This is a genomic window from Arthrobacter sp. B6 (genome assembly GCF_001663775.1).
Classification (GTDB): Bacteria; Actinomycetota; Actinomycetes; order Actinomycetales; family Micrococcaceae; genus Arthrobacter.
The window spans coordinates 999926-1018175 of record NZ_KV467169.1; the positions used below are offsets into that span (position 1 = coordinate 999926).

General features: G+C 65.2%; 15 protein-coding genes and 2 tRNA genes. 7 read left to right on the forward strand and 10 right to left on the reverse strand.

Annotated elements, in window-relative coordinates; all coding sequences use genetic code 11:
- Positions 1-19 precede the first annotated feature (19 nt).
- Positions 20-1408 (reverse strand): ABC transporter substrate-binding protein, encoded by a 1389-nt coding sequence (locus AU175_RS19310; RefSeq protein WP_231938655.1) that lies wholly within the window; start codon positions 1406-1408, stop codon positions 20-22.
- 136 nt (positions 1409-1544) lie between these two features.
- Here AU175_RS19310 and AU175_RS19315 point away from each other — a divergent pair, with 136 nt between their 5' ends.
- Positions 1545-2747, forward strand: coding sequence for an ROK family transcriptional regulator (locus tag AU175_RS19315; protein WP_066293440.1), 1203 nt, complete (start codon positions 1545-1547; stop codon positions 2745-2747).
- A gap of 95 nt (positions 2748-2842) precedes the next feature.
- Here the strand turns inward: AU175_RS19315 and AU175_RS19320 are convergent, their stop codons facing one another.
- The 3 genes from AU175_RS19320 to AU175_RS19330 form a co-directional block, all read right to left on the reverse strand.
- Positions 2843-3502 (reverse strand): NAD(P)H-binding protein, encoded by a 660-nt coding sequence (locus tag AU175_RS19320; protein WP_066293443.1) that lies wholly within the window; start codon positions 3500-3502, stop codon positions 2843-2845.
- A 76-nt stretch (positions 3503-3578) separates the two neighbouring features.
- Positions 3579-4136 carry a dihydrofolate reductase family protein gene (locus AU175_RS19325; RefSeq protein ID WP_066293449.1) on the reverse strand — a complete coding sequence of 186 codons (558 nt, stop codon included), beginning with the start codon at positions 4134-4136 and terminating at the stop codon, positions 3579-3581.
- Positions 4137-4220: 84 nt separating this feature from the next.
- A complete protein-coding gene (locus AU175_RS19330; protein ID WP_066293451.1) occupies positions 4221-5543 on the reverse strand; it encodes a YjiH family protein in 1323 nt (440 codons plus the stop codon).
- Positions 5544-5692: 149 nt separating this feature from the next.
- On the opposite strand from AU175_RS19330, the gene AU175_RS19335 reads away from it, so the two are divergent.
- Positions 5693-6490, forward strand: a complete 798-nt coding sequence (locus tag AU175_RS19335; protein ID WP_066293453.1) for an IclR family transcriptional regulator — start codon at positions 5693-5695, stop codon at positions 6488-6490.
- 71 nt (positions 6491-6561) lie between these two features.
- On the opposite strand, the gene yidC is transcribed toward AU175_RS19335, so the two are convergent.
- Positions 6562-7392 (reverse strand): membrane protein insertase YidC, encoded by an 831-nt coding sequence (gene yidC / locus AU175_RS19340; protein WP_082979289.1) that lies wholly within the window; start codon positions 7390-7392, stop codon positions 6562-6564.
- Positions 7393-7613: 221 nt separating this feature from the next.
- Here yidC and AU175_RS19345 point away from each other — a divergent pair, with 221 nt between their 5' ends.
- The gene (locus AU175_RS19345; protein ID WP_066293457.1) at positions 7614-8798 is read left to right on the forward strand and encodes an acyltransferase family protein; all 1185 of its coding nucleotides are present in this window, start codon (positions 7614-7616) and stop codon (positions 8796-8798) included.
- A gap of 114 nt (positions 8799-8912) precedes the next feature.
- On the opposite strand, the gene AU175_RS19350 is transcribed toward AU175_RS19345, so the two are convergent.
- From AU175_RS19350 to AU175_RS19370, 5 genes are all read right to left on the reverse strand, one after another.
- Positions 8913-8986: transfer RNA gene (locus tag AU175_RS19350), tRNA-Met, on the reverse strand.
- A 61-nt stretch (positions 8987-9047) separates the two neighbouring features.
- Positions 9048-9119 (reverse strand) — tRNA-Thr (locus AU175_RS19355).
- Positions 9120-9238: 119 nt separating this feature from the next.
- On the reverse strand, positions 9239-9796 hold the full coding sequence (locus AU175_RS19360; RefSeq protein ID WP_066293458.1) for a LysM peptidoglycan-binding domain-containing protein: 558 nt from the start codon (positions 9794-9796) through the stop codon (positions 9239-9241).
- A 257-nt stretch (positions 9797-10053) separates the two neighbouring features.
- Positions 10054-12312, reverse strand: a complete 2259-nt coding sequence (locus AU175_RS19365; RefSeq protein ID WP_066293460.1) for a DEAD/DEAH box helicase — start codon at positions 12310-12312, stop codon at positions 10054-10056.
- Positions 12313-12754: 442 nt separating this feature from the next.
- Positions 12755-13408, reverse strand: a complete 654-nt coding sequence (locus tag AU175_RS19370) for an MOSC domain-containing protein (protein WP_066293462.1) — start codon at positions 13406-13408, stop codon at positions 12755-12757.
- Positions 13409-13579: 171 nt separating this feature from the next.
- On the opposite strand from AU175_RS19370, the gene AU175_RS19375 reads away from it, so the two are divergent.
- Genes AU175_RS19375 through AU175_RS19390 form a run of 4 tightly spaced genes read left to right on the forward strand, consistent with a single transcriptional unit; the run spans position 13580 to position 18210 of the window.
- Entirely contained in the window at positions 13580-14218 is a 639-nt protein-coding gene (locus AU175_RS19375; protein ID WP_066293464.1) for a Tat pathway signal protein, read from the forward strand.
- A 2-nt stretch (positions 14219-14220) separates the two neighbouring features.
- Positions 14221-15432: a glutathionylspermidine synthase family protein gene (locus AU175_RS19380; RefSeq protein WP_066293466.1), complete on the forward strand. Its 1212-nt coding sequence runs from the start codon at positions 14221-14223 to the stop codon at positions 15430-15432.
- A 31-nt stretch (positions 15433-15463) separates the two neighbouring features.
- Positions 15464-17002 carry an APC family permease gene (locus AU175_RS19385; protein ID WP_066293468.1) on the forward strand — a complete coding sequence of 513 codons (1539 nt, stop codon included), beginning with the start codon at positions 15464-15466 and terminating at the stop codon, positions 17000-17002.
- Complete coding sequence (locus AU175_RS19390; RefSeq protein WP_066293470.1) at positions 16999-18210, forward strand: acyl-CoA dehydrogenase family protein; 1212 nt, start codon at positions 16999-17001, stop codon at positions 18208-18210. The genes AU175_RS19385 and AU175_RS19390 overlap by 4 nt, the downstream gene beginning before the upstream one ends.
- Positions 18211-18250: the final 40 nt, after the last annotated feature.

Below are 18250 nucleotides of genomic sequence, written 5' to 3' on the forward strand. Positions count from 1 at the left end.
CCTGGAATCGTGGTGGGCATCAGGCCGCCGTCCGCTCGGCGACACGGCGCCATTCGTCGTCGAGCGCGGAGAGGAACTGGTCGCCGTTCTGGCTGTACACAAACGACTGGATGTAGTTGTTGACCGGCACCGACGGCGGGAAGTACGTGACGGCGCCCTGGAAATAGCGGGCTTCCTTGATGGAGTGGTTGAGCCCGCTGATCTGCGGATTCGTCACGGCCGGGGCGTCCTTGAGCGGGGAGAAGGCTGCGTTCTTTTCGTTGTAGGTGTTCACCACTGCCGGTTCCAGCAGGTAGCCGACGAATCGTTGCGCGGCTGCCATGTTCGGTGTGTTCCGGGTGATGGACAGGGCCATATCCACGTTGACCCGCGCCTTGGTCTCCTCCGGGTTGTTGGTGACGGGCAGGGGGAAGGTTCCAAGCCGGATTCCCGGGTTGGCGGCGATGAGCTGGGAGAGAGCCCAGGGGCCCTGCAGGTACATCGCTGCCTGGCCTTTGGCGAACGCGGCGTTGCCGTCCGCATAGTTCTTGCTTTCGGCACCGCCCTGGGCGAAGGACGCCAACTGCAGCATCTTGGGCAGTGCGGGGCCAAAGTTGTTGGTGAATGATTCCGGGGCGGCCGTGCTGATGTCAGCGCCGGTGGCCGTGAGCTTCGCGAAGAACCCGGCCACGTCCAGCGAGCCGCCGGCCACGTAGTCGAACATGCCCTGCGCGAGGGTCCAGGGATCCTTGTAGGTCCCGTAAATTGGTGCGATGCCTGCCGCCTTGAAGGTTTCGCAGGCTGCCACGAATTCGTCCCAGGTGGTGGGGACAGCCACGCCGTTGGCGTCAAAGATGTCCCTGTTGTAGATGACGCCGGCCGCGGCGACGGAGAACGGCAGGGCGCTGGTCTCGTTGCCGCTGTACCGGCCCCAGGAGCTGATGAGTTCCTGCATCTCCGGGTTGATGGTGGCGGCTGCAGGGAGGTCGGCGAGATCGGCGAAAATGCCCTTTTTCACGAAGTCTGCGGTGGCCTGGGCGAAGCCGCGGGTCACGACGTCGGGCGGATCGTTCCGGACCAGGCCGGGGACGAAGTTGCCCTCGTTGAAGTCCTGGATCACCCGGATATCCGGGTTCAGCGCTTCGAAGTCCTTGATTACCTGGTTGAAGTAGTCCACTACCTCGGGCTTGTTCTGCATAAAACGCAGGGTGGTGACGCCGTTCTGCCGGCCGGCTTCGGCGCCGCAGCCAGTGAGGGGAAGGACGGCTGCTGCCCCGGCCAGGCCGACAGCCCGGAGCAGGGAACGCCTGCTGGGCAGTGATGCGGGCACGGAGGCGTTCACCGGGCAGGGGCCGACGTGGCGGAGTGGCGCGGCCGGGGCGAGGGCGGGCAGTGCTTCGGGATGCAGTTCACAGTTGCTCCTTTGCAAAAGGCTGAATGAAGGGTTGGAAACGCGGCCCGGTGGTCGGCGGCCGTCCGGTTAACCAGGCTTGGAGTTGTTAATTTGGAATCTAAATTTAGTTCCTCAAGTATTATGTGGTGCAAAGCACAGAGAGGTCAACACCATGTCTGAAATGTCCGCGGCAACACCGCAGTTGCTGCGGCGCGTGAGCGCCGGAGCTGTCCTGGATTTCATGCGCACGTCGGACGCTGTGACCGTCACCGAGGTGATGGAAGCAACCGGACTCACCCGCGCCACAGCGATTGCTGTCTGTGAGGACCTCATGCAGCGCGGCTGGATCCGGGAGCTGGAGAACCAGCGGGAATTTGGCGGCTACCAGAAGGGCAGGCCGGCACGGCGGTTTGAGCTCAACGAACGCGCCGGCTACGTGCTGGGCATGGACGTGGGCATCTCCAAGGCCACCGTGGTGGTGGCCGACCTCCGCGGGAAGTCATTGGGCAGGGCCAGCCAGCCGTTCGCGGACGCCGAAATTACGGCCGAAGAGCGGATCTCGGTCATCGACCGCACCGCCATGATGGCGCTGCAGGGCGTAGGCGCAACACCCGACTCCGTTCTGGCCGTCTGCGCCGGCATTGCGGCGCCCGTGGACCGCAACGGCGAGGTGCTGGTGACGCAGCACTTCTGGGGCCTGTTCGACGTCGACCTGAAGTCTGCACTGCGTGACCGGCGGGGCTGGACGGTACTGCTGGAAAACGACGCGAACCTGGCCGCCCTCGGCGACCGCTGGAAGGGCGCCGCTGCCGGTGTGGACGACGTCGTGGTCATCCTCGCCAGTGAACGCCTTGGGTCGGGAGTAATCGACGGCGGGAGGCTGCTGCACGGCCGCGGCGGAGGCGCCGGCGAGCTCGCCTTCCTCGAGATGGTGGAGGGAGTGGGAGACATGTTCGGCATAGCCTTTTTGGCGAGGGGCTGGGCCGCTGAGGCGCTGGCGGGCAAAGCCAGGACCTCACTGCGGGAGTACGCCGCCCAGGGCGCAGAAGCAGAGCAGGTCTTCGCGGCCGCCGCGGCCGGCGATGCCGTGGCGCTGAAGATCCTTGACCGGCTGGCCGACCGGATGGCCAGGGTGATCGGGGCCGTGGCCACCATCATCAACCCCGAACTGGTGGTCATTGGTGGCGCCGTGGCCAACTCCGCCGGGGTGCTGCTTGAGCCCATCGCCCAACGCCTGAAGGAGTTCACCGCCACTCCCCCACGCGTGGCGGTCTCCCCGTTGGGTGATTCGATAGTCACCGTTGGCGCCGTCCGGTGCGCCCTCGACTACGTGGAGGCAAACAGCCTGGACCTGGAGCTGACGGCCCAGGCCTGACCCCCTCTCCGCGAAATGGCGCGAACGTACACTTGTAGCCCCAAATCCGCGGCGTTTTAGGGCCACAAGTGTACGTTCGCGCTTCGGCGGGGCTGCTAGCTTCGCGGCTGCAGCGCGGCGGACACCGGCAGGGTGCCGTCGCGGAATTCGATCGTCCTGCCGGCAGTCTCCGGCAGGTCCAGCACCGCTGCCGCCACAATCGCCGTGTTGCCCCGCGACGTTTCCCTGCCACCCTCCCCGGGTGCGGGGTTGACGTCGATTCGTCCAGTCCCAGGCTTGTCCGTCAGGGAACCTGGCCCCAGGATGGTCCACGCCAACCGGGTGCCGCGCAGGTACTCATCGGCGGCGGCCTTGGCCTCGGCGTAGGCGAAAAAACTGCTGTCCGCCGGGACGCCGTGGTCCCGCCGCGCACCGAGATAGGACACCATGATGTAACGCCCGACGCCGGCCTCCGCCGCTGCGTCCATCGACCGGATCGCGGCATCCCGGTCTACCGCATATGTGCGTGCCGGGTTGCCGCCGCCCGCGCCCGCGGACCAGACCACCGCGTCATGGTGCCTGAGCGCCTCGGCGATTTCCGCCGTCGTCGAATGTTCAACGTCCAGGACCGCCGGCGTTGCGCCGGTTGCGGCCACATCGCCGGCGTGGTCCGGGCTGCGCATGAAGGAAGTCACCGTATGGCCTTCCTCCGTGAGGAGGGCTGACAGAAGGAGGGCCACTTTTCCGTGGCCGCCGATAATCGCGATGCGGGTCATGGACCTATTCTGCCCCTCGCGTCCAGCGGCAGGGGCATGGCGGCGACGGTTTCAGCCGTGCTCAGGACTTCCGGCATCACGGGAGGGTGCGGTAACGAAGGTAGACCACACCGTTGCCAAACCGACGCTCCTCGAGAAGTTCCAGCTTCAGGCCCAGCCCGTCCGGGAGGTACTGCTTGCCGCCGCCCACCACCACAGGATTGAGAAAGAGCCTGCACTCGTCCACGAGCCCGGCCGCAAGGACGGAGGCGGCCAGGGTGGCGCCGCCGACGCCGATCTCGCGGCTGCTGCTCTCCTTCAGCTGCCGGATGGCTTCCGGATTGAAGACGGGCTCGATCCGGGTCCGGGCTGTGGACGCGGTGGTCAATGTGGTGGAGTAAACCACCTTGTCCGCCGTCTGCCAGATGCGGGCATAGTCCTGGATGTAGCCCGGCTCGCCGTTGCCGCCGAGGCTTTCCCAGGCAGCCATGACTTCATACATCCGGCGCCCGAAGAGGTACGCGCCGACTTCCCGCTCCAGGTCGTTGACAAAGGCGTGGACCTCCTCGTCCGGCTCGCTCCAGCTGAAGTTGCCCTCGCGGTCCGCGATGTACCCGTCCAGCGAAGTGATGCCTGTGTACGTCAGCTGAGCCATGCGCCCCATTCTGCCCCCTGCCACGGGCGGTTGGACAGGCCCTGCTCCCTGTTCAGGGGATGGGAGACCCGGAGCCGGCGGACACTATGCAGGGAACAGGAGGAAGGCGATCGGTGTTACCAGAATCAGGGTCAGGACCACCCGCTGGAACCAGATAACCACCATTTTCCACAGCGGAATCGGGATGTCCGTGGCCATGATGCAGGGCACCAGTGCAGAGAAGAAGATGATGCCGGAAACAGACACAACACCAACGACGAACTTGACCACCGGGACGGAATCCACTGCCAGGAGTGCCGGCAGGAACATCTCCGCAACGCCTACCGCACTGGCCTTGGCCACGAGCATCGGCTCGGGCAGCTGGAGCGCCCACGTGAAGGGATAGAAGAGGTAACCCAGCCAGTCGAAGACCGGCGTATACGTCGCCAGTACCAGGCCCAGCAGGCCAATCGACAGGATGGACGGCAGGATGGCCATCGCCATCAGCACGCCGTCCCGGACGTTCGTCCAGACATTGACGGCAAGCGAAGGGGCAGACGCCACTGTTTCCCGGGCTTCGCGCCAGGCCACGGACAAGCGGCGGCCGGTGACGTCCTCCTCCGGTTGCGGCGTTGCCTCCGGGTGGTAAACGTCCGGGATGCTGTTCAGCGGCCAGATTCGGACAGTGATGGCCGTGACAAGGAAGGTCACCAGGAAAGTAATCCAGAAATAGGCGGTCCACTGGCCCATCAGGTCAAGGGTTTTGGCCACGATGACCATGAAGGTGGCGGACACGGTGGAGAATCCGGTGGCGATGATGGCCGACTCACGGGCGGTGTACTTGCCCTCTTTGTAGACCCGGTTGGTGATGAGCAGGCCAAGGGAATAGCTGCCCACAAAAGAGGCGACGGCGTCGATCGCGGAGCGCCCCGGGGTGCGCCAGATGGGGCGCATGACCCGCTGGACCATCACGCCGATGAACTCCAGCAGACCGTAGCTGACCAGAAGCGCCAGGAAAACGGCGCCGATGGGGACCAACAGGCCCACCGGGATCACGAGCTTCTCGAACAGGAATGGCCCCATGCCCGGCTCGAACAGCCATGCGGGGCCCACCCGGAACACCATCATGAAACCGACGATCATGCCCATCACTTTGAGCAGCGAAAACACTATCTCGACGACGGACTTCTTCCAGGTACCGGTGACGAAGGGATACACCGCTCCCGCCACTATGACTGCCAGTGCATAGTACGGCAGCACCGGGCCTATGCTCGCCTGGAGGAAGGTGACGATGTGGTCCAACATGATGGTGTTCCTGCCGGCGATCGTCAGCGGAACGAAGAACATGAACGCCCCGATTCCGCTGTACACAAACAGTTTCCACATATGGCGCGATGCGGTGCGCGGTGCCTCCGAGGTGATGGCCATCGGTTTGTCTCCTGGTATCTTCGCCGCTCTCCGTCGTGGACGCGGCCGTTTCTTTGAATAGTTCCATCGCACCGCGAACCGTCAGGAAGGACAATGGAATTGCGCAGGATGCAGTCTCACATATGAGATTCAACTCACAGGAGGCGACCATGGGCAGCGAAACGGACAGTTCCCTGCGTTCCCTCCGCATCCTGAGCTACCTCGCCACGCAGGCGACCCCGGTTCCTGCCGCCCGGATCGCCGAGGCAGTGGGAGCACCCAGATCCTCGACGTTCCGGCTGCTTAGGGGAATGCAGTCGCTGGGCTATGTCACCCACATTCCGGAGGAGCAGGCCTACGCGCTGGGGCTCGCCGCCTTGGAGATCGGCCAGGCCTTTGGCATCCAGGCGCCCTTGGCAAGGTACGGGCGGCCTGTCCTGGAACGCCTGGTCCTCAAACTCGGCGAAACCGCCCACCTGGCTGTCCTGCACGGCCACGAAACGCTGTACATCCATGAGCAGACCGCCCCCATGCGAGCGCCGCTGGTGACCGCCAAGGACGTGCGCCTCCCTGCCCACCTGACGGCCTCCGGGAGAGTGATACTGGCGGGGTTGGGGAATGAGCAGCTGCGGGCCCTGTTTCCGCCAAACTTCGCATTCGTCCAAAGGACCGGCCGGGGGCCGGACTCGTACGCCGAGCTGATGCGGCAGCTGGACGTTGCCCGCCGGCAGGGCTTCGCCCGTGAGTTCGGCGAGGTGACAGAAGGGCTGACTTCCGTTGCCAAGCCTGTCCGGGACAGGAGCGGAAGGACTGTGGCCTCGATCGCCGTGACCATTGCTTACAGCACCCAGGCCCCTGTTGCTCCCCCGCCGAAGTCGGCCACGCAGGACACCATCCTGGCGGCCCTTGAACGGGCGGCGAAGGAACTCAGCCGAAGGCTTGGCTGGGATCCGCAGGGATTGGGGTGACGCCGGCCGGACGAGGCAGCCGGGGTGGGCCTGGGTGGGACGAAGGGGGGCGGATCCCGGCCCAGCCACACCTATGCGCCGCCACCCCGCCCCTCGACGGAGCCATGGCCCGGCTCACGGCCAATGACGAAGAACTGTTGGACCATGGTCCAGAAGTTGCTGACCGTCCAGTAGATCAGGACACCGATCGGGAAGATAATGCCACCCACGCCGAACACAATCGGCAGGATGTAGAGCAGCACCTTTTGCTGCTGCATGAACGGGCTCTCCGCCGCCTCCTCTGACACGTTCCTGGCCATGATCTGCTTCTGCGTGATGAATTGTGCCGCCGTCATGGCAAGGATCATGAGGATGGTCAGCACTGTGACCGCAACCTGATCACCGCCGGTACCGTGCAGGAAGGACGCGGACAGCGGGGCGCCGAAGATGCTGGACTGGTCAAACTGCACCACCTGTTCGTGGCTCATGGCACCGACGCCCTGCCCCTCCCTGGCGTTGGTGCCGATGCCTGCGAGCACCTGGAACAGCGCAAAGAAGAAGGGCGTCTGGATCAGCAACGGCAGGCAGGCCGAGAACGGGTTGGTGCCGTGCTTCTTGTATATCGCCATCTGCTCCTGCGCCATGGCCTGGCGGGACAGCGGATCAGTTTTGCCTTTGTACTTGTCCTGCAGGTTCTTCAGGTCCGGCTGCAGCAGACGCATCCGGCGCTGGGCATTGATCTGCTTGACGAAGACGGGGATGAGGGCGGCACGGATCACCAGCACCAGCCCGATGATGGCCAGCGTCCACGTCCAGCCGTCCGCCGCCGGCATGCCGATGCCACTGAGCCCCTCATGGAAACCGACCATGATGAAGGACACCAGCCACTTGAACGGAAACATGATTGTCTCAAAGAAGTCCACCGATATCCCCGTTCGTCAGATGCCGCAAAGCTACGGCCAAACGGGGAACTTGTCACGCTTTCCGGGGTGGGATGGCAAACAGGTAGCCCCCTGCCGAAAATTCGAGTACTCCGAACCGGTGCCCTCGGACGCGGCCGCTGATACCGTCGGGTACAGGTTGACCGTAGCGTCTCCTGCGTCCGCCGTTCAGGGGCTGCAGGCACCAGCAAAGGGACCAGGCGATGGAGAAACCGACAGCCAGCACAAATCCCGCACCCCCCGCCGCCCTTGGACGTGGTGCCGGACCGGACCAGGTCACCCCGGGCCAGCCCGCCCCAGGCCCGTCCGGCCGCGACCGGTACCTGGACCTGCTGCGCGCGATCGCCCTCATCCGGATTGTCGCCTACCATACCTTCACCGCAGCATGGCTGAGCCTGGTTTTCCCTTCCATGGGCGTGATGTTCGCCCTCGCCGGATCCCTGATGGCGCGCTCCCTTGAGCGGCCTGCCCTGGCTGTTCTGAAAAGCCGGACCCGGCGCCTGTTGCTGCCCCTGTGGGTCTACAGCGCCACAGTTCTGCTGCTCCTGTTCTGGCAGGGCTGGAGTCCGGACCAGGAAGAGGGCCGCTCCTGGCCCGAAATCCTTTTTTGGTTCGTCCCGCTCGGCGACCCGCCGTACCCGGACGGCTCAGACGGAGGTCCGATCGACAGCTTCTGGGCTCACGAGGCCGGAGTCATCCTCTGGTACATCCGTGCCTACTTCTGGTTCATGCTTTTGTCGCCCCTCATGCTCGCGGCGTTCCGCCGGCTGCCATGGATCACTCTGGCGGCGCCTCTGGGACTCCTGATGCCCATCGCCGCCGGTTGGGTGACGCTTCCGGTCTGGGCGGAGAGTGGCGTCAGCGACTTCGCCACCTACGGCTCCTGCTGGGTTCTCGGCTTCGCCCACTACTCCGGCATGCTGCGCAGAATCCCGCGATGGATCGTTTTCTCAGCCGGGCCCGTGATGATGGCCCTGGGCCTCCTCTGGGCCGCACCCCACCTTGAGGAGGAGGGCTGGGACCTGAACAACATTTGGGGGGCAAATGGCCTGTATGCCCTCGGCTTCTGCGCGATGCTCCTGCGGGTCTCGCCATCCTGGAAGTCGATGCCCCGGCCGATCAGGCTCCTCGACAAGCCAGTCACCCTCATCAACAACAGGGCAGTCACCATCTATCTCTGGCACACTCTGCTGCTGTCGGTCATGTACATCATCGTCGACACGCTCTACGCCAACAACCAGATTGGCGACGCCATACCCTGGCTGCTGGAAAGCGAGTGGACCCTGTTCGCCGGCATCTGGCTGCTCCTTGCCGTCCTTTTCCTCACAATCGGCTGGATCGAGGACGTGGCCGCTAAGCGGGCTCCGCGGCTCTGGCCGGACACCTAACGTCCGCTTTCCGCCTTCATGGCCCCGGACCCCTGGTGTCCTGGTGCAATAGCCCCAAGGCACTATTAACCGAAAAACCCCCGGATTCTCAAGGAATCCGGGGGTTCTTCCATGTAGCGGTGGGGAGGCTCGATCTCCCGACCTCACGATTATGAGTCGTGCGCTCTAACCAACTGAGCTACACCGCCACGAATGAGAAAAACCTGCGCCAAGCCGGTCAAAACCGCCTTGACACAGGCCCTCATCCAGAGCCCCCCACCGGAATCGATCCGGTGACCTCGTTCTTACCAAGAACGCGCTCTACCACTGAGCTAGGGGGGCAACGAGTAAATACTCTACCGGAAGATTTCGCCACCAACAAATCGGCGCTGGGGCCGGTCCCGGGGCGCCGAAACAGTTGCAACGGCAGGCATTTTGTGGCCTCGGCCCGCCGTCGGAAACTAGGGCAGGTGAAGCACTTGTCCGGGGTAAATGTGGTCCGGATTCGGCACTGTACGGGCGTTGACGGCGATCAGTTCATCCAGGTCGACGCCGTACTGCGTTGCGATTCCACGCATCGTGTCCCCCTGTTCGACAACCACCTCGGAAGCGCTTGAGGGGGCCTCCGCAGCGACAGGTTCAGTCAGTACCGGCTCCGCCAGAACCGGTTCCGCCAGTTCGGGCTCGGCAACGGGCTCCACCACGGCTTCGGCCGCCGGCGGCACGTCGACCGTCTGAGCATCTGCCTGATGGTTCACAACGGCGTCAGCAGCCGCCTGGGCCGCCGTGGCCTGCTGGGCGGCAGCCGATTCGTCCGCAGCCTGGCGCTGCTCGGCTGCGCGGGCGGCCGCGTCTTCCTGGTGGGTGGACTCCGGGACCTCCCCGGGCGCCTCGGCGGGCGTTTCGGCGCTGGAACTGCGCGTGACAGTTGCGTCGACTCCGGGTCCGGACTCTGGCTGGTTCTGCGCTGCTTTGTCTGCAAGGCCGAGGTTCTTTTTCAGGTCGTCCAGGAATCCCACTGGTGATGCCTTCCACTGTGCCGTGCCGGCCTGTCCTTCACGGAAGTCCGGCAACTACGCCGTTGGTAGCCCTTCGATGGTAGGTCGGAAATCCGCCTTGTCCTAGTACCAGCGCTCCCCGGCAGCTGTAAAGCGCGACGGCGGCACTCGCGTCCCGGCGCTGGGCACCCGGTGCGGCAGCCCGGCGTCGTGCGTTAAATGCAGATGGGCCGGCTCGAAAGCCGGCCCATCGGAGCAGGTGTCAGGCTAGCTGACGGTTACCACTTGCCCTTGCGGTTGAAGTCACGCTGTCCGCCCTCGTTGCCGTGGCGCGGCTTGCGTGAGCCGTCACCGTGGCCGCCGAAGCGGGAATCGCTGGCCTGGCCGCGGCTGGATCCGCTGTCGGCGCCAACGCTGCGCTCCGAACGCTCGCTGTACGAGCGGCCGCCGCGGTCAGCAGCGCCGCCTTCGCTCTTGCGGAATTCCTTCTTGAACCCGCCGTTGCCCTTGAAGTTACCGCCGCGGTCGCCGCCGCCCGAGTAACCGCCGCGGTCCCCGCCACGGTTGCCCTGGTATCCGCCGCGCTCGCCGCCGCCGGACGGCTTGCGGCCGTTGTCCAGCTCGAGGTGGATCAGCTCGCCGCCGATCCGGGTGCGGGACAGTGCGCGCAGCTGCTCGGCGCTGAGGTCCGCCGGAAGCTCCACGAGGGAGTGGTCCGAGCGGATGTCGATGCCACCGATCTGGGCCGAGGAGATGCCGCCCTCGTTGGCAATGGCGCCCACGATGGAGCCCGGCATAACGCGCTGGCGGCGTCCGACGGCGATCCGGTAGGTCGCGTTGCCCTCGGTGAGCGAGCGGGTCGGGCCACGGGAGCCGAAGCCGTCCTTGGCACGTTCGCGCTTCTGGAACTCGGGAGCCGCAGGCAGTTCCTTGACCAGCAAAGGCTGTCCGCCCTGGGCCATGACAGCCAGTGCAGCAGCGATCTCCGAGGCGGGAACGTTGTGCTCTTCCTCGTAGGAGGAGATGAGGTCACGGAAAGCGGCAACGTCCTCGGACTCAAGGGTCTCGGTGATGCGCTCGGCGAACTTGCCCAGGCGCAGCGTGTTCACGGTCTCGGCCGTGGGCAGGTGCATCTGCTCCACCGGCTGGCGGGTTGCCTTCTCGATGGAACGCAGCAGGTACTTCTCCCGCGGCGTCATGAACAGGATGGCATCGCCGGAACGGCCTGCACGGCCGGTGCGGCCGATGCGGTGGACGTAGGACTCGGTGTCGTGCGGGATGTCGTAGTTGACCACGTGGCTGATGCGCTCCACGTCAAGGCCGCGGGCCGCGACGTCGGTGGCCACCAGGATGTCGATGCGGCCTTCCTTCAGCGCGTCGACAGTGCGTTCGCGCTGCTGCTGCGGAATGTCGCCGTTGATGGCCGCAGCCTGGAAGCCGCGCGCTTTCAGCTTGTCAGCCAGGTCCTCGGTAGCCATCTTGGTGCGCACGAAGGCGATAACGCCGTCGAACTCTTCAACTTCGAGGATGCGGGTCAGGGCATCAAGCTTGTGCGGGCCCATAACCTGCAGGTACCGCTGGCGGGTGTTCGCGCCGGTGGTGGTCTTGGACTTCACCGAGATCTCGGCCGGGTTGTTCAGGTACTGCTTGGACATGCGGCGGATCTGGCTCGGCATGGTGGCCGAGAACAGTGCCACCTGGCGGTCCGACGGGGTCTGCTGGAAGATCTGCTCCACGTCTTCCGCGAAGCCCATGCGCAGCATTTCGTCGGCCTCGTCCAGCACCAGGTACTGGAGTTCGGACAGGTCCAGGGAACCCTTGGAGATGTGGTCGATCACACGGCCGGGGGTACCAACAACAACCTGGGCACCGCGGCGCAGGCCGGCGAGCTGGGGACCGTAGGCGGAGCCGCCGTAGACGGGGAGGACGGTGAAGTCATCGATGTGCTTGGCGTACGAAGTGAAGGCCTCGGCAACCTGGAGCGCCAGCTCGCGGGTCGGAGCCAGCACCAGGGCCTGGGTCTTGCGGGACGGGCCGTTGAGGTCGTGGAGCTCGGCCAGGCGTGACAGTGCCGGTACTGCGAATGCTGCAGTCTTACCGGTTCCGGTCTGGGCGAGGCCCACGACGTCGCGGCCTTCGAGCAGCAGCGGGATGGTTGCTGCCTGGATGGGGGAAGGCTTCTCGTAGCCGACATCCTGCAGGGCGGCAAGGACGCGTCCGTCGATGCCCAGATCGGCGAACTTGATGCCCTCTTCTTCGTCTTCCTCAACCTTGGCTGCGGGAGCTTCCTCAACCTTGGCGGCGGGCGCTTCCTCAACCTTGGCGGCGGGCGCTTCCTCGGCCTTGGCCACGGGCGCTGCGGTGTCAGCGGCGGGAGCTGCGGCTTCAACGGCCGGCTCAGCTGCGGCTTCAACGGCCGGTTCGCCGGCGGGGGCAGCGGAGGTCTCGGCTGCGGGAACAGCGGCCTCGGTGAATTCGATGGCGGCGGTTTCGGCGGTTACCGCTTCAGCGGCGGCGTCGTTCTGATTTTCGGGCATAGGGAAGTTTCCTCATCCATAGGGGGCCAGGCGGCACTACCCGAGGTGAGCGGAGCCGCAGTACATGTGCCGTGGATGCCGGGCAAACATTGACCGGCCGGTCACGTAGAAGTCCGGCGCTTTCGCAATCCCGTGGCAGGACTTCCCGCTGCATCTCTTGGCTGCTATCCCAGCAGTCTGTACAGCGTTTTCTTTAGCCGGCTCTCCCTATGAAAATGCCCGCTTCACTTGCGGGCCCCAACACTTGCCAGTCCTGCCTCAAAAATTGGGCAGAATAAAGGGATTTCCGGAGTGGGGGATGTTTCAAGTGTAAGGCACAGATCCCCCCAGGAGTTAATTAACGCCCGACGGCGGCGGTGAGCTTGCGCACATCCACGTCGGTTTCCGCCGAACAAGGTACCCGGGCAGGCGATCGGACCGGGCACCTGACGGCCCGGCCTGGCTACTTCCCCACGCGCCTGAGCATGGCCTCGAACCTGTCGTGGTACTCGGGCTGCAGGCGGATCTCGCCGTCGGCTTCGGCATCCCGCAGCGCCTCCATGATCTCCAGGTCCGGGTCGCTGAACCACCTGCCAATGGTGATGCCGTGCTTCGGGACGTACAGGCGATGGATGTAGTCGCCGGCCTGGATGGTCCCGGTCCGGATCACCCGGAGGTAGGTGCCCACACGTCCGGCGTCAGTGAAGCGCTTGACCCACTGCGGCTCCCCCATCCGGCGCTGGAACGCGGCGCAGGGCGTGCGGGGCGATGTGACTTCCAGTTCGACGTCGAGACCGATCTTCCAGCGTTCCCCGATCACCGCCCCGGTGGTTTCAATGCCGGCAACGCGGAGGTTCTCGCCGAATATGCCCGGCGGGAGGTCCCGTTGCAGCTCGTTCGCCCAGTAGTCGGCGTCCGCCTGGGAGTACGCGTAGACGGCCTGGTCCTCGCCGCCGTGGTGGATCCGGCTCGCCTGGATATCACCGTGGAGGCCAAGTTTGTGGACCTTGAGGGGACCCTCCACCGGCCGCTTGTCGATGGCGGTGACTCCCACGCTGCCTTCGTCTGGAAGGAGCTGGTGGACGCGGCAGACTGCGAGCACTGATGCGGTTTCCATGGCTCCAGTGTAGGGTTCCCGGGCGCCCTGCCGCCGTTGCAGGCGGAGATGGGCGGTTCCCTGCCTTTTGCGGCTCGCAGCCGGACCGGGCAGAGACTACGCTGAATTCAGGATTGAGATTCCGGCGCGCAGGTGCGCCCGCATTCAACATGGACTACCGAGGGGGACGCCGTGGACCCGAACAAGGATCCGGAGCACGATCCACAGAAGGACCGGGCCGGCAACAGCCCGCAGGACAGCGGCGACGGCCCTGGCCACAACGCCGCGGGCGCCGCTCCTTCCGACGCACCAAAACCCGACGTACCAAAACCACCGCCGTGGCAGGTCCCCAAGCCGGAGCTGCGCCCTGATCTCCTGAATGAACCCACGCCGATGGTGGATCCCTTCGCCAGGGACCGCGACCGCGAGATGCATGAGGCGGCGGCCCGAAAAAAGCGTTCCCAGCGGCGGACGGTTGTCGTGGGGCTTGGTGTCACGGCCCTCCTTGCCGGCACCCTCACGGCGGTGGTCTCCAGCAACCAGGATGAACCCGAGTACGCCCAGGTCTGTTTCAACGACGAAACCGGCGAGCGGGTGGAGGATACCCAGTGCAACAGTTCCGCCGGTCGCGCCGGCGGCCTGTACGCCTGGTACTTCTTTTCGCGTGGCGCCTACGTCCCGCCAGTTGGCCAGAACCGGTCCACTGCCCCGAACTTCACGCGGACCATACCCAGCGACGCGAAAGCCTCCACCGGCTACAGCACCAGGGGCGGCACCGTCAGCAGGGGCGGCTTCGGCAGCAGCTCCAAGGGCGGAAGCACGGGGGGCTAGGCGTGAAGCGGTTGTTATCGGAGCCCCGTCCCGGCTGGAAGCAGAAGATCGAAGAGCAGGGCCTGGTCTTCTCCACCACCACCATGCCCGACGGCCGGAAAATCGAATACTGGCACGAGGCGGCCTATTACGAATTCACCATGGACGAGGTGGAGGCCCTGGAGGTTGCGGCCGAAGACATGCACAGGATGTGCCTTGAAGCGGCAAAGTTCCTGGCGACGGGGGCCATGGGCAACATCGGCATCGGTCCGCAGGCCCTGGAGCTGGCCGCCGAGTCCCTGCAGGCGGGGGACATGGACATCTACGGGCGCTTCGACTTCATCTACGATGGCCAAGGCGGACCGGCCAAGATGCTGGAGTACAACGCCGACACTCCCACTGGCCTGATCGAGGCTGCAGTGGCCCAGTGGTTCTGGCTGCAGGACGTGTTCCCCGAGAAGGACCAATGGAATGGCATCCACGAAGCCCTGATCCGGCAATGGAGGAAGCTGCAGTACCGCACGGGAATGAGCACCCTCCACATCGCCCATTCAGAGGCCGAGGAATCCGGCGAGGACTGGATGACGGCCGCATATATGCGGGACGTGGCCAGCCAGGCCGGCTGGACCACCATCGGCATCAACATGTCCGACATCGGCTGGGATCCCAACCTGAACCGGTTCGTGGACCTGGACAATTTCATGATCAGCACCATGTTCAAGCTGTACCCGTGGGAGCTGATGATGAAGGAACCGTTCGGGCACCGGCTGCTGCAACGTGCACACAATCCCCGCTGGGTGGAGCCGGCCTGGAAGATGCTGCTGTCCAACAAGGCCCTCCTCGCCGCACTGTGGCACCTCTATCCGGACCACCCCAACCTGCTGCCGGCCTACCTCAACGAACCGGGGCCCCTGAAGGAATGGGTGGCGAAACCGCTGCACGGGCGCGAAGGCGACAACATCAGGATCCATTCCGAGGGCATCAGCCTGGAGCAGCCGGGCGGATACGGCCGGGAGGGCTGGTGCTACCAGCAGTTCCATCCACTGCCGGACTTCGACGGCAACCACCCCGTCCTGGGCCTCTGGGTAGTGGACGGCGAATCCGTGGGGTGCGGTATCCGGGAATCGGACGGCCCCATCACCGACTACTTCTGCCGTTTTGTGCCCAACACCATTGACGCCCCGGCGCCACTTTCAGCGCAGGCCCACTCCAACAAGGCAGGTATCGCCCTATGAGCCCCCTGACACTCCCGAGCCCGGTCACACCATGAGTACGGAGACGACGACGGCGGGTGGCGGTTCCGGCGGACCGTCCGGAGGTGCCGTTCCCGCCAAAGGCCTCCGGGCGGGAATCCTGGACCTCGGCGACTCCGTCATGCTGGGCCTCGCCTCGACTGCGCCCGTGTACTCGCTCGCCGCCACTCTGGGCCTGATCGTGGCCGTCAACGGAAACTACACCCCACTGGTCCTGGTGCTGGGATTCATCCCCGTGCTGTTCATCGCGTATGCGTTCCGCGAGCTGAACAGTGCGATGCCCGACTGCGGCACCTCGTTCATCTGGGCCCGTCGCGCATTTGGTCCCTGGGCGGGCTGGCTGGGCGGCTGGGGCCTGGCCCTGGCGGGAATCGTGGTCCTGGCCAACCTGGCCCAGGTGGCGGGTCAGTACCTGTGGCTGCTGGTGGGCGACGGAGCCCTTGCCGGGAACGCCCTGCTGGTCACCGTTACGGGCGTGCTGTTCATTGCACTGATGACGCTGGTGAACTACCGCGGCATCAGGCTGGGCGAGCACGTCCAGCGGGTCCTGACGTACATCCAGTACATCTCGCTGGGGATTTTTGCCCTGGCCCTGATCATCCGGATCGCGGGAGGAGCCCCTGAGGGCCAGGCCTTTGATATTGAATGGTTCAACCCCGTGGGAGCCTTTGCCGATCCGAGTGCTGTAGTGCACGGCGCCCTGCTGGCCCTGTTCATCTACTGGGGCTGGGACACGTGCCTGGCGGTCAACGAGGAAACAGAGAACCCTCACAAAACGCCTGGGCGCGGCGCCGTCATCTCCGCGTTCGTCCTGCTGGCCATCTACGTTTCGATGGCCCTCCTGGTCATGATGTACGCCACGGTGGGCACGGAAGGAATCGGCCTGGGCAACAGCGAGAACCAGGACGACGTCTTCGTGGCCATGAAAGACGTCGTACTGGGCCCGTGGGGCTGGCTGATCGTGGTGGCAGTCCTGGCGTCGGTGTTGTCCTCCACGCAAACCACCATCCTTCCGACCGCCCGTGGCACGCTGTCCATGGGCGTCCACGGCGCACTTCCCGCAAAGTTCGGCAGGGTGCATCCACGCAACCAGACACCCGGATTCTCCACCCAGGTCATGGGTGCGGCTGCGATTGGCTACTACGTGGCCATGAGCGTCCTGAGCGAGAATCTGCTGTCGGACTCCATCAGTTCGATCAGTCTGTTCATCGCCTTCTACTTCTCGCTGACCGGTTTCGCCTGCGTTTGGTATTTCCGCCGGACGCTGCGTGAATCGGCCCGTAATCTGTGGTTCCGGGGAATTTTCCCGCTGCTCGGCGCATTGATGCTGACCGCGGCGTTCTTCGTCTCGGCCGTTGAGATGTGGGATCCGGCGTACGGTGACACGCAGATCTTCGGGATCGGCGGGGCCTTCGTAAGCGGCGTGCTGCTCCTGTCCCTGGGCGTGGTGCTGGCCGTGGTCTGCCGGTTCCTGCCGTCGACGCGCGGATACTTCACGGGCAGGCCCGCCGCCGCGGCAGCTGCCTCCGCCAGGGCTGTGGATCTCCCGTGACAGACGCCGCCGACGTATCCGCCGAAGTAGCCGCCGCCGTCGACCCTTCTGACGTCCTGGCCCTTGATGCGCTGCTGAGCGCGGAAGAGCTGCAGGTTCGCCAGAGAATCCGCGACTTCACCGACCAGCGGATCAAACCGGACATTGCCCGCTGGTATGACGACGCCGTCTTTCCGCTGGAGCTGGCTCCGGAACTCGGCGAACTGGGCGTGCTGGGCATGCACCTGGAGGGCTATGGCTGTCCCGGCCGGTCCGCCGTCGAATACGGCCTGGCCGCGATGGAGCTGGAGGCCGGCGACTCCGGCATCCGCACCTTTGTGTCGGTCCAGGGGTCGCTGGCCATGACGGCCATCCACAGGTGGGGTTCGGAGGACCAAAAACAGGAATGGCTCCCCCGGATGGCTGCCGGCGAAGTGATTGGCTGCTTCGCCCTGACCGAACCCACCGCCGGTTCGGACCCGTCGTCGATGACCACTTTTGCCCGCCGTGATGGCTCCGGAGACGGGGCAGGCTGGGTGTTGGACGGCGCTAAGCGCTGGATCGGACTGGCGTCAGTCGCCGGCGTGATGGTGGTGTGGGCCATGACCGACGACGGCGTCCACGGGTTCCTGGTGCCGGCCGGAACCCCGGGCGTCACCGCCACACCCATTGCGCAGAAACTGTCCATGCGCGCCTCCATCCAGTGTGATGTGGTGTTCGACGGCGTCAGGCTGGGACCGGACGCCCTGCTGCCGGCTGCCCGCGGCCTGCGCGGACCGTTCACCTGCCTGAACGAGGCCCGGTACGGCATCGCCTGGGGAGCCATGGGAGCGGCCCGTGATTCATACCAGGCCGCACTGGCGTATTCGCAGGAGCGGCTCCAGTTCGGCAAGCCGCTGGCGGGGTACCAGCTGACGCAGGAGAAGCTCGTCAACATGCTGCTGGAGATCCAGAAGGGCACCCTGCTGGCCCTGCATCTGGGACGGCTGAAGGACGCAGGCGCCCTGAAGCCAGAACAGATCTCGCTGGGCAAGCTCAACAACGTCCGGGAGGCCCTGGCGATCGCACGGGAAGCCCGCTCCATCCTGGGCGGCAACGGCATCACGCTGGACTATTCACCGCTGCGGCATGCAGCCAACCTGGAGTCGGTCCGCACGTATGAGGGCACCGACGAGGTCCACACCCTGGTGCTGGGCCAGCACATCACCGGCTTCGGCGCGTTCCGCTGACCCCACCCCAACTAGGTAGCAGCTGATGTCGTTTTGAGGG

What these genes read in the sequence shown, in the direction of transcription:
- AU175_RS19315 (WP_066293440.1), top strand. Translation starts at nt 1,545, where the DNA reads ATGTCTGAAATGTCCGCGGCAACACCGCAGTTGCTGCGGCGCGTGAGC.
- AU175_RS19320 (WP_066293443.1), bottom strand. Translation starts at nt 3,502, where the DNA reads ATGACCCGCATCGCGATTATCGGCGGCCACGGAAAAGTGGCCCTCCTT.
- AU175_RS19325 (WP_066293449.1), bottom strand. Translation starts at nt 4,136, where the DNA reads ATGGCTCAGCTGACGTACACAGGCATCACTTCGCTGGACGGGTACATC.
- AU175_RS19330 (WP_066293451.1), bottom strand. Translation starts at nt 5,543, where the DNA reads ATGGCCATCACCTCGGAGGCACCGCGCACCGCATCGCGCCATATGTGG.
- AU175_RS19335 (WP_066293453.1), top strand. Translation starts at nt 5,693, where the DNA reads ATGGGCAGCGAAACGGACAGTTCCCTGCGTTCCCTCCGCATCCTGAGC.
- AU175_RS19345 (WP_066293457.1), top strand. Translation starts at nt 7,614, where the DNA reads ATGGAGAAACCGACAGCCAGCACAAATCCCGCACCCCCCGCCGCCCTT.
- AU175_RS19365 (WP_066293460.1), bottom strand. Translation starts at nt 12,312, where the DNA reads ATGCCCGAAAATCAGAACGACGCCGCCGCTGAAGCGGTAACCGCCGAA.
- AU175_RS19370 (WP_066293462.1), bottom strand. Translation starts at nt 13,408, where the DNA reads ATGGAAACCGCATCAGTGCTCGCAGTCTGCCGCGTCCACCAGCTCCTT.
- AU175_RS19385 (WP_066293468.1), top strand. Translation starts at nt 15,464, where the DNA reads ATGAGTACGGAGACGACGACGGCGGGTGGCGGTTCCGGCGGACCGTCC.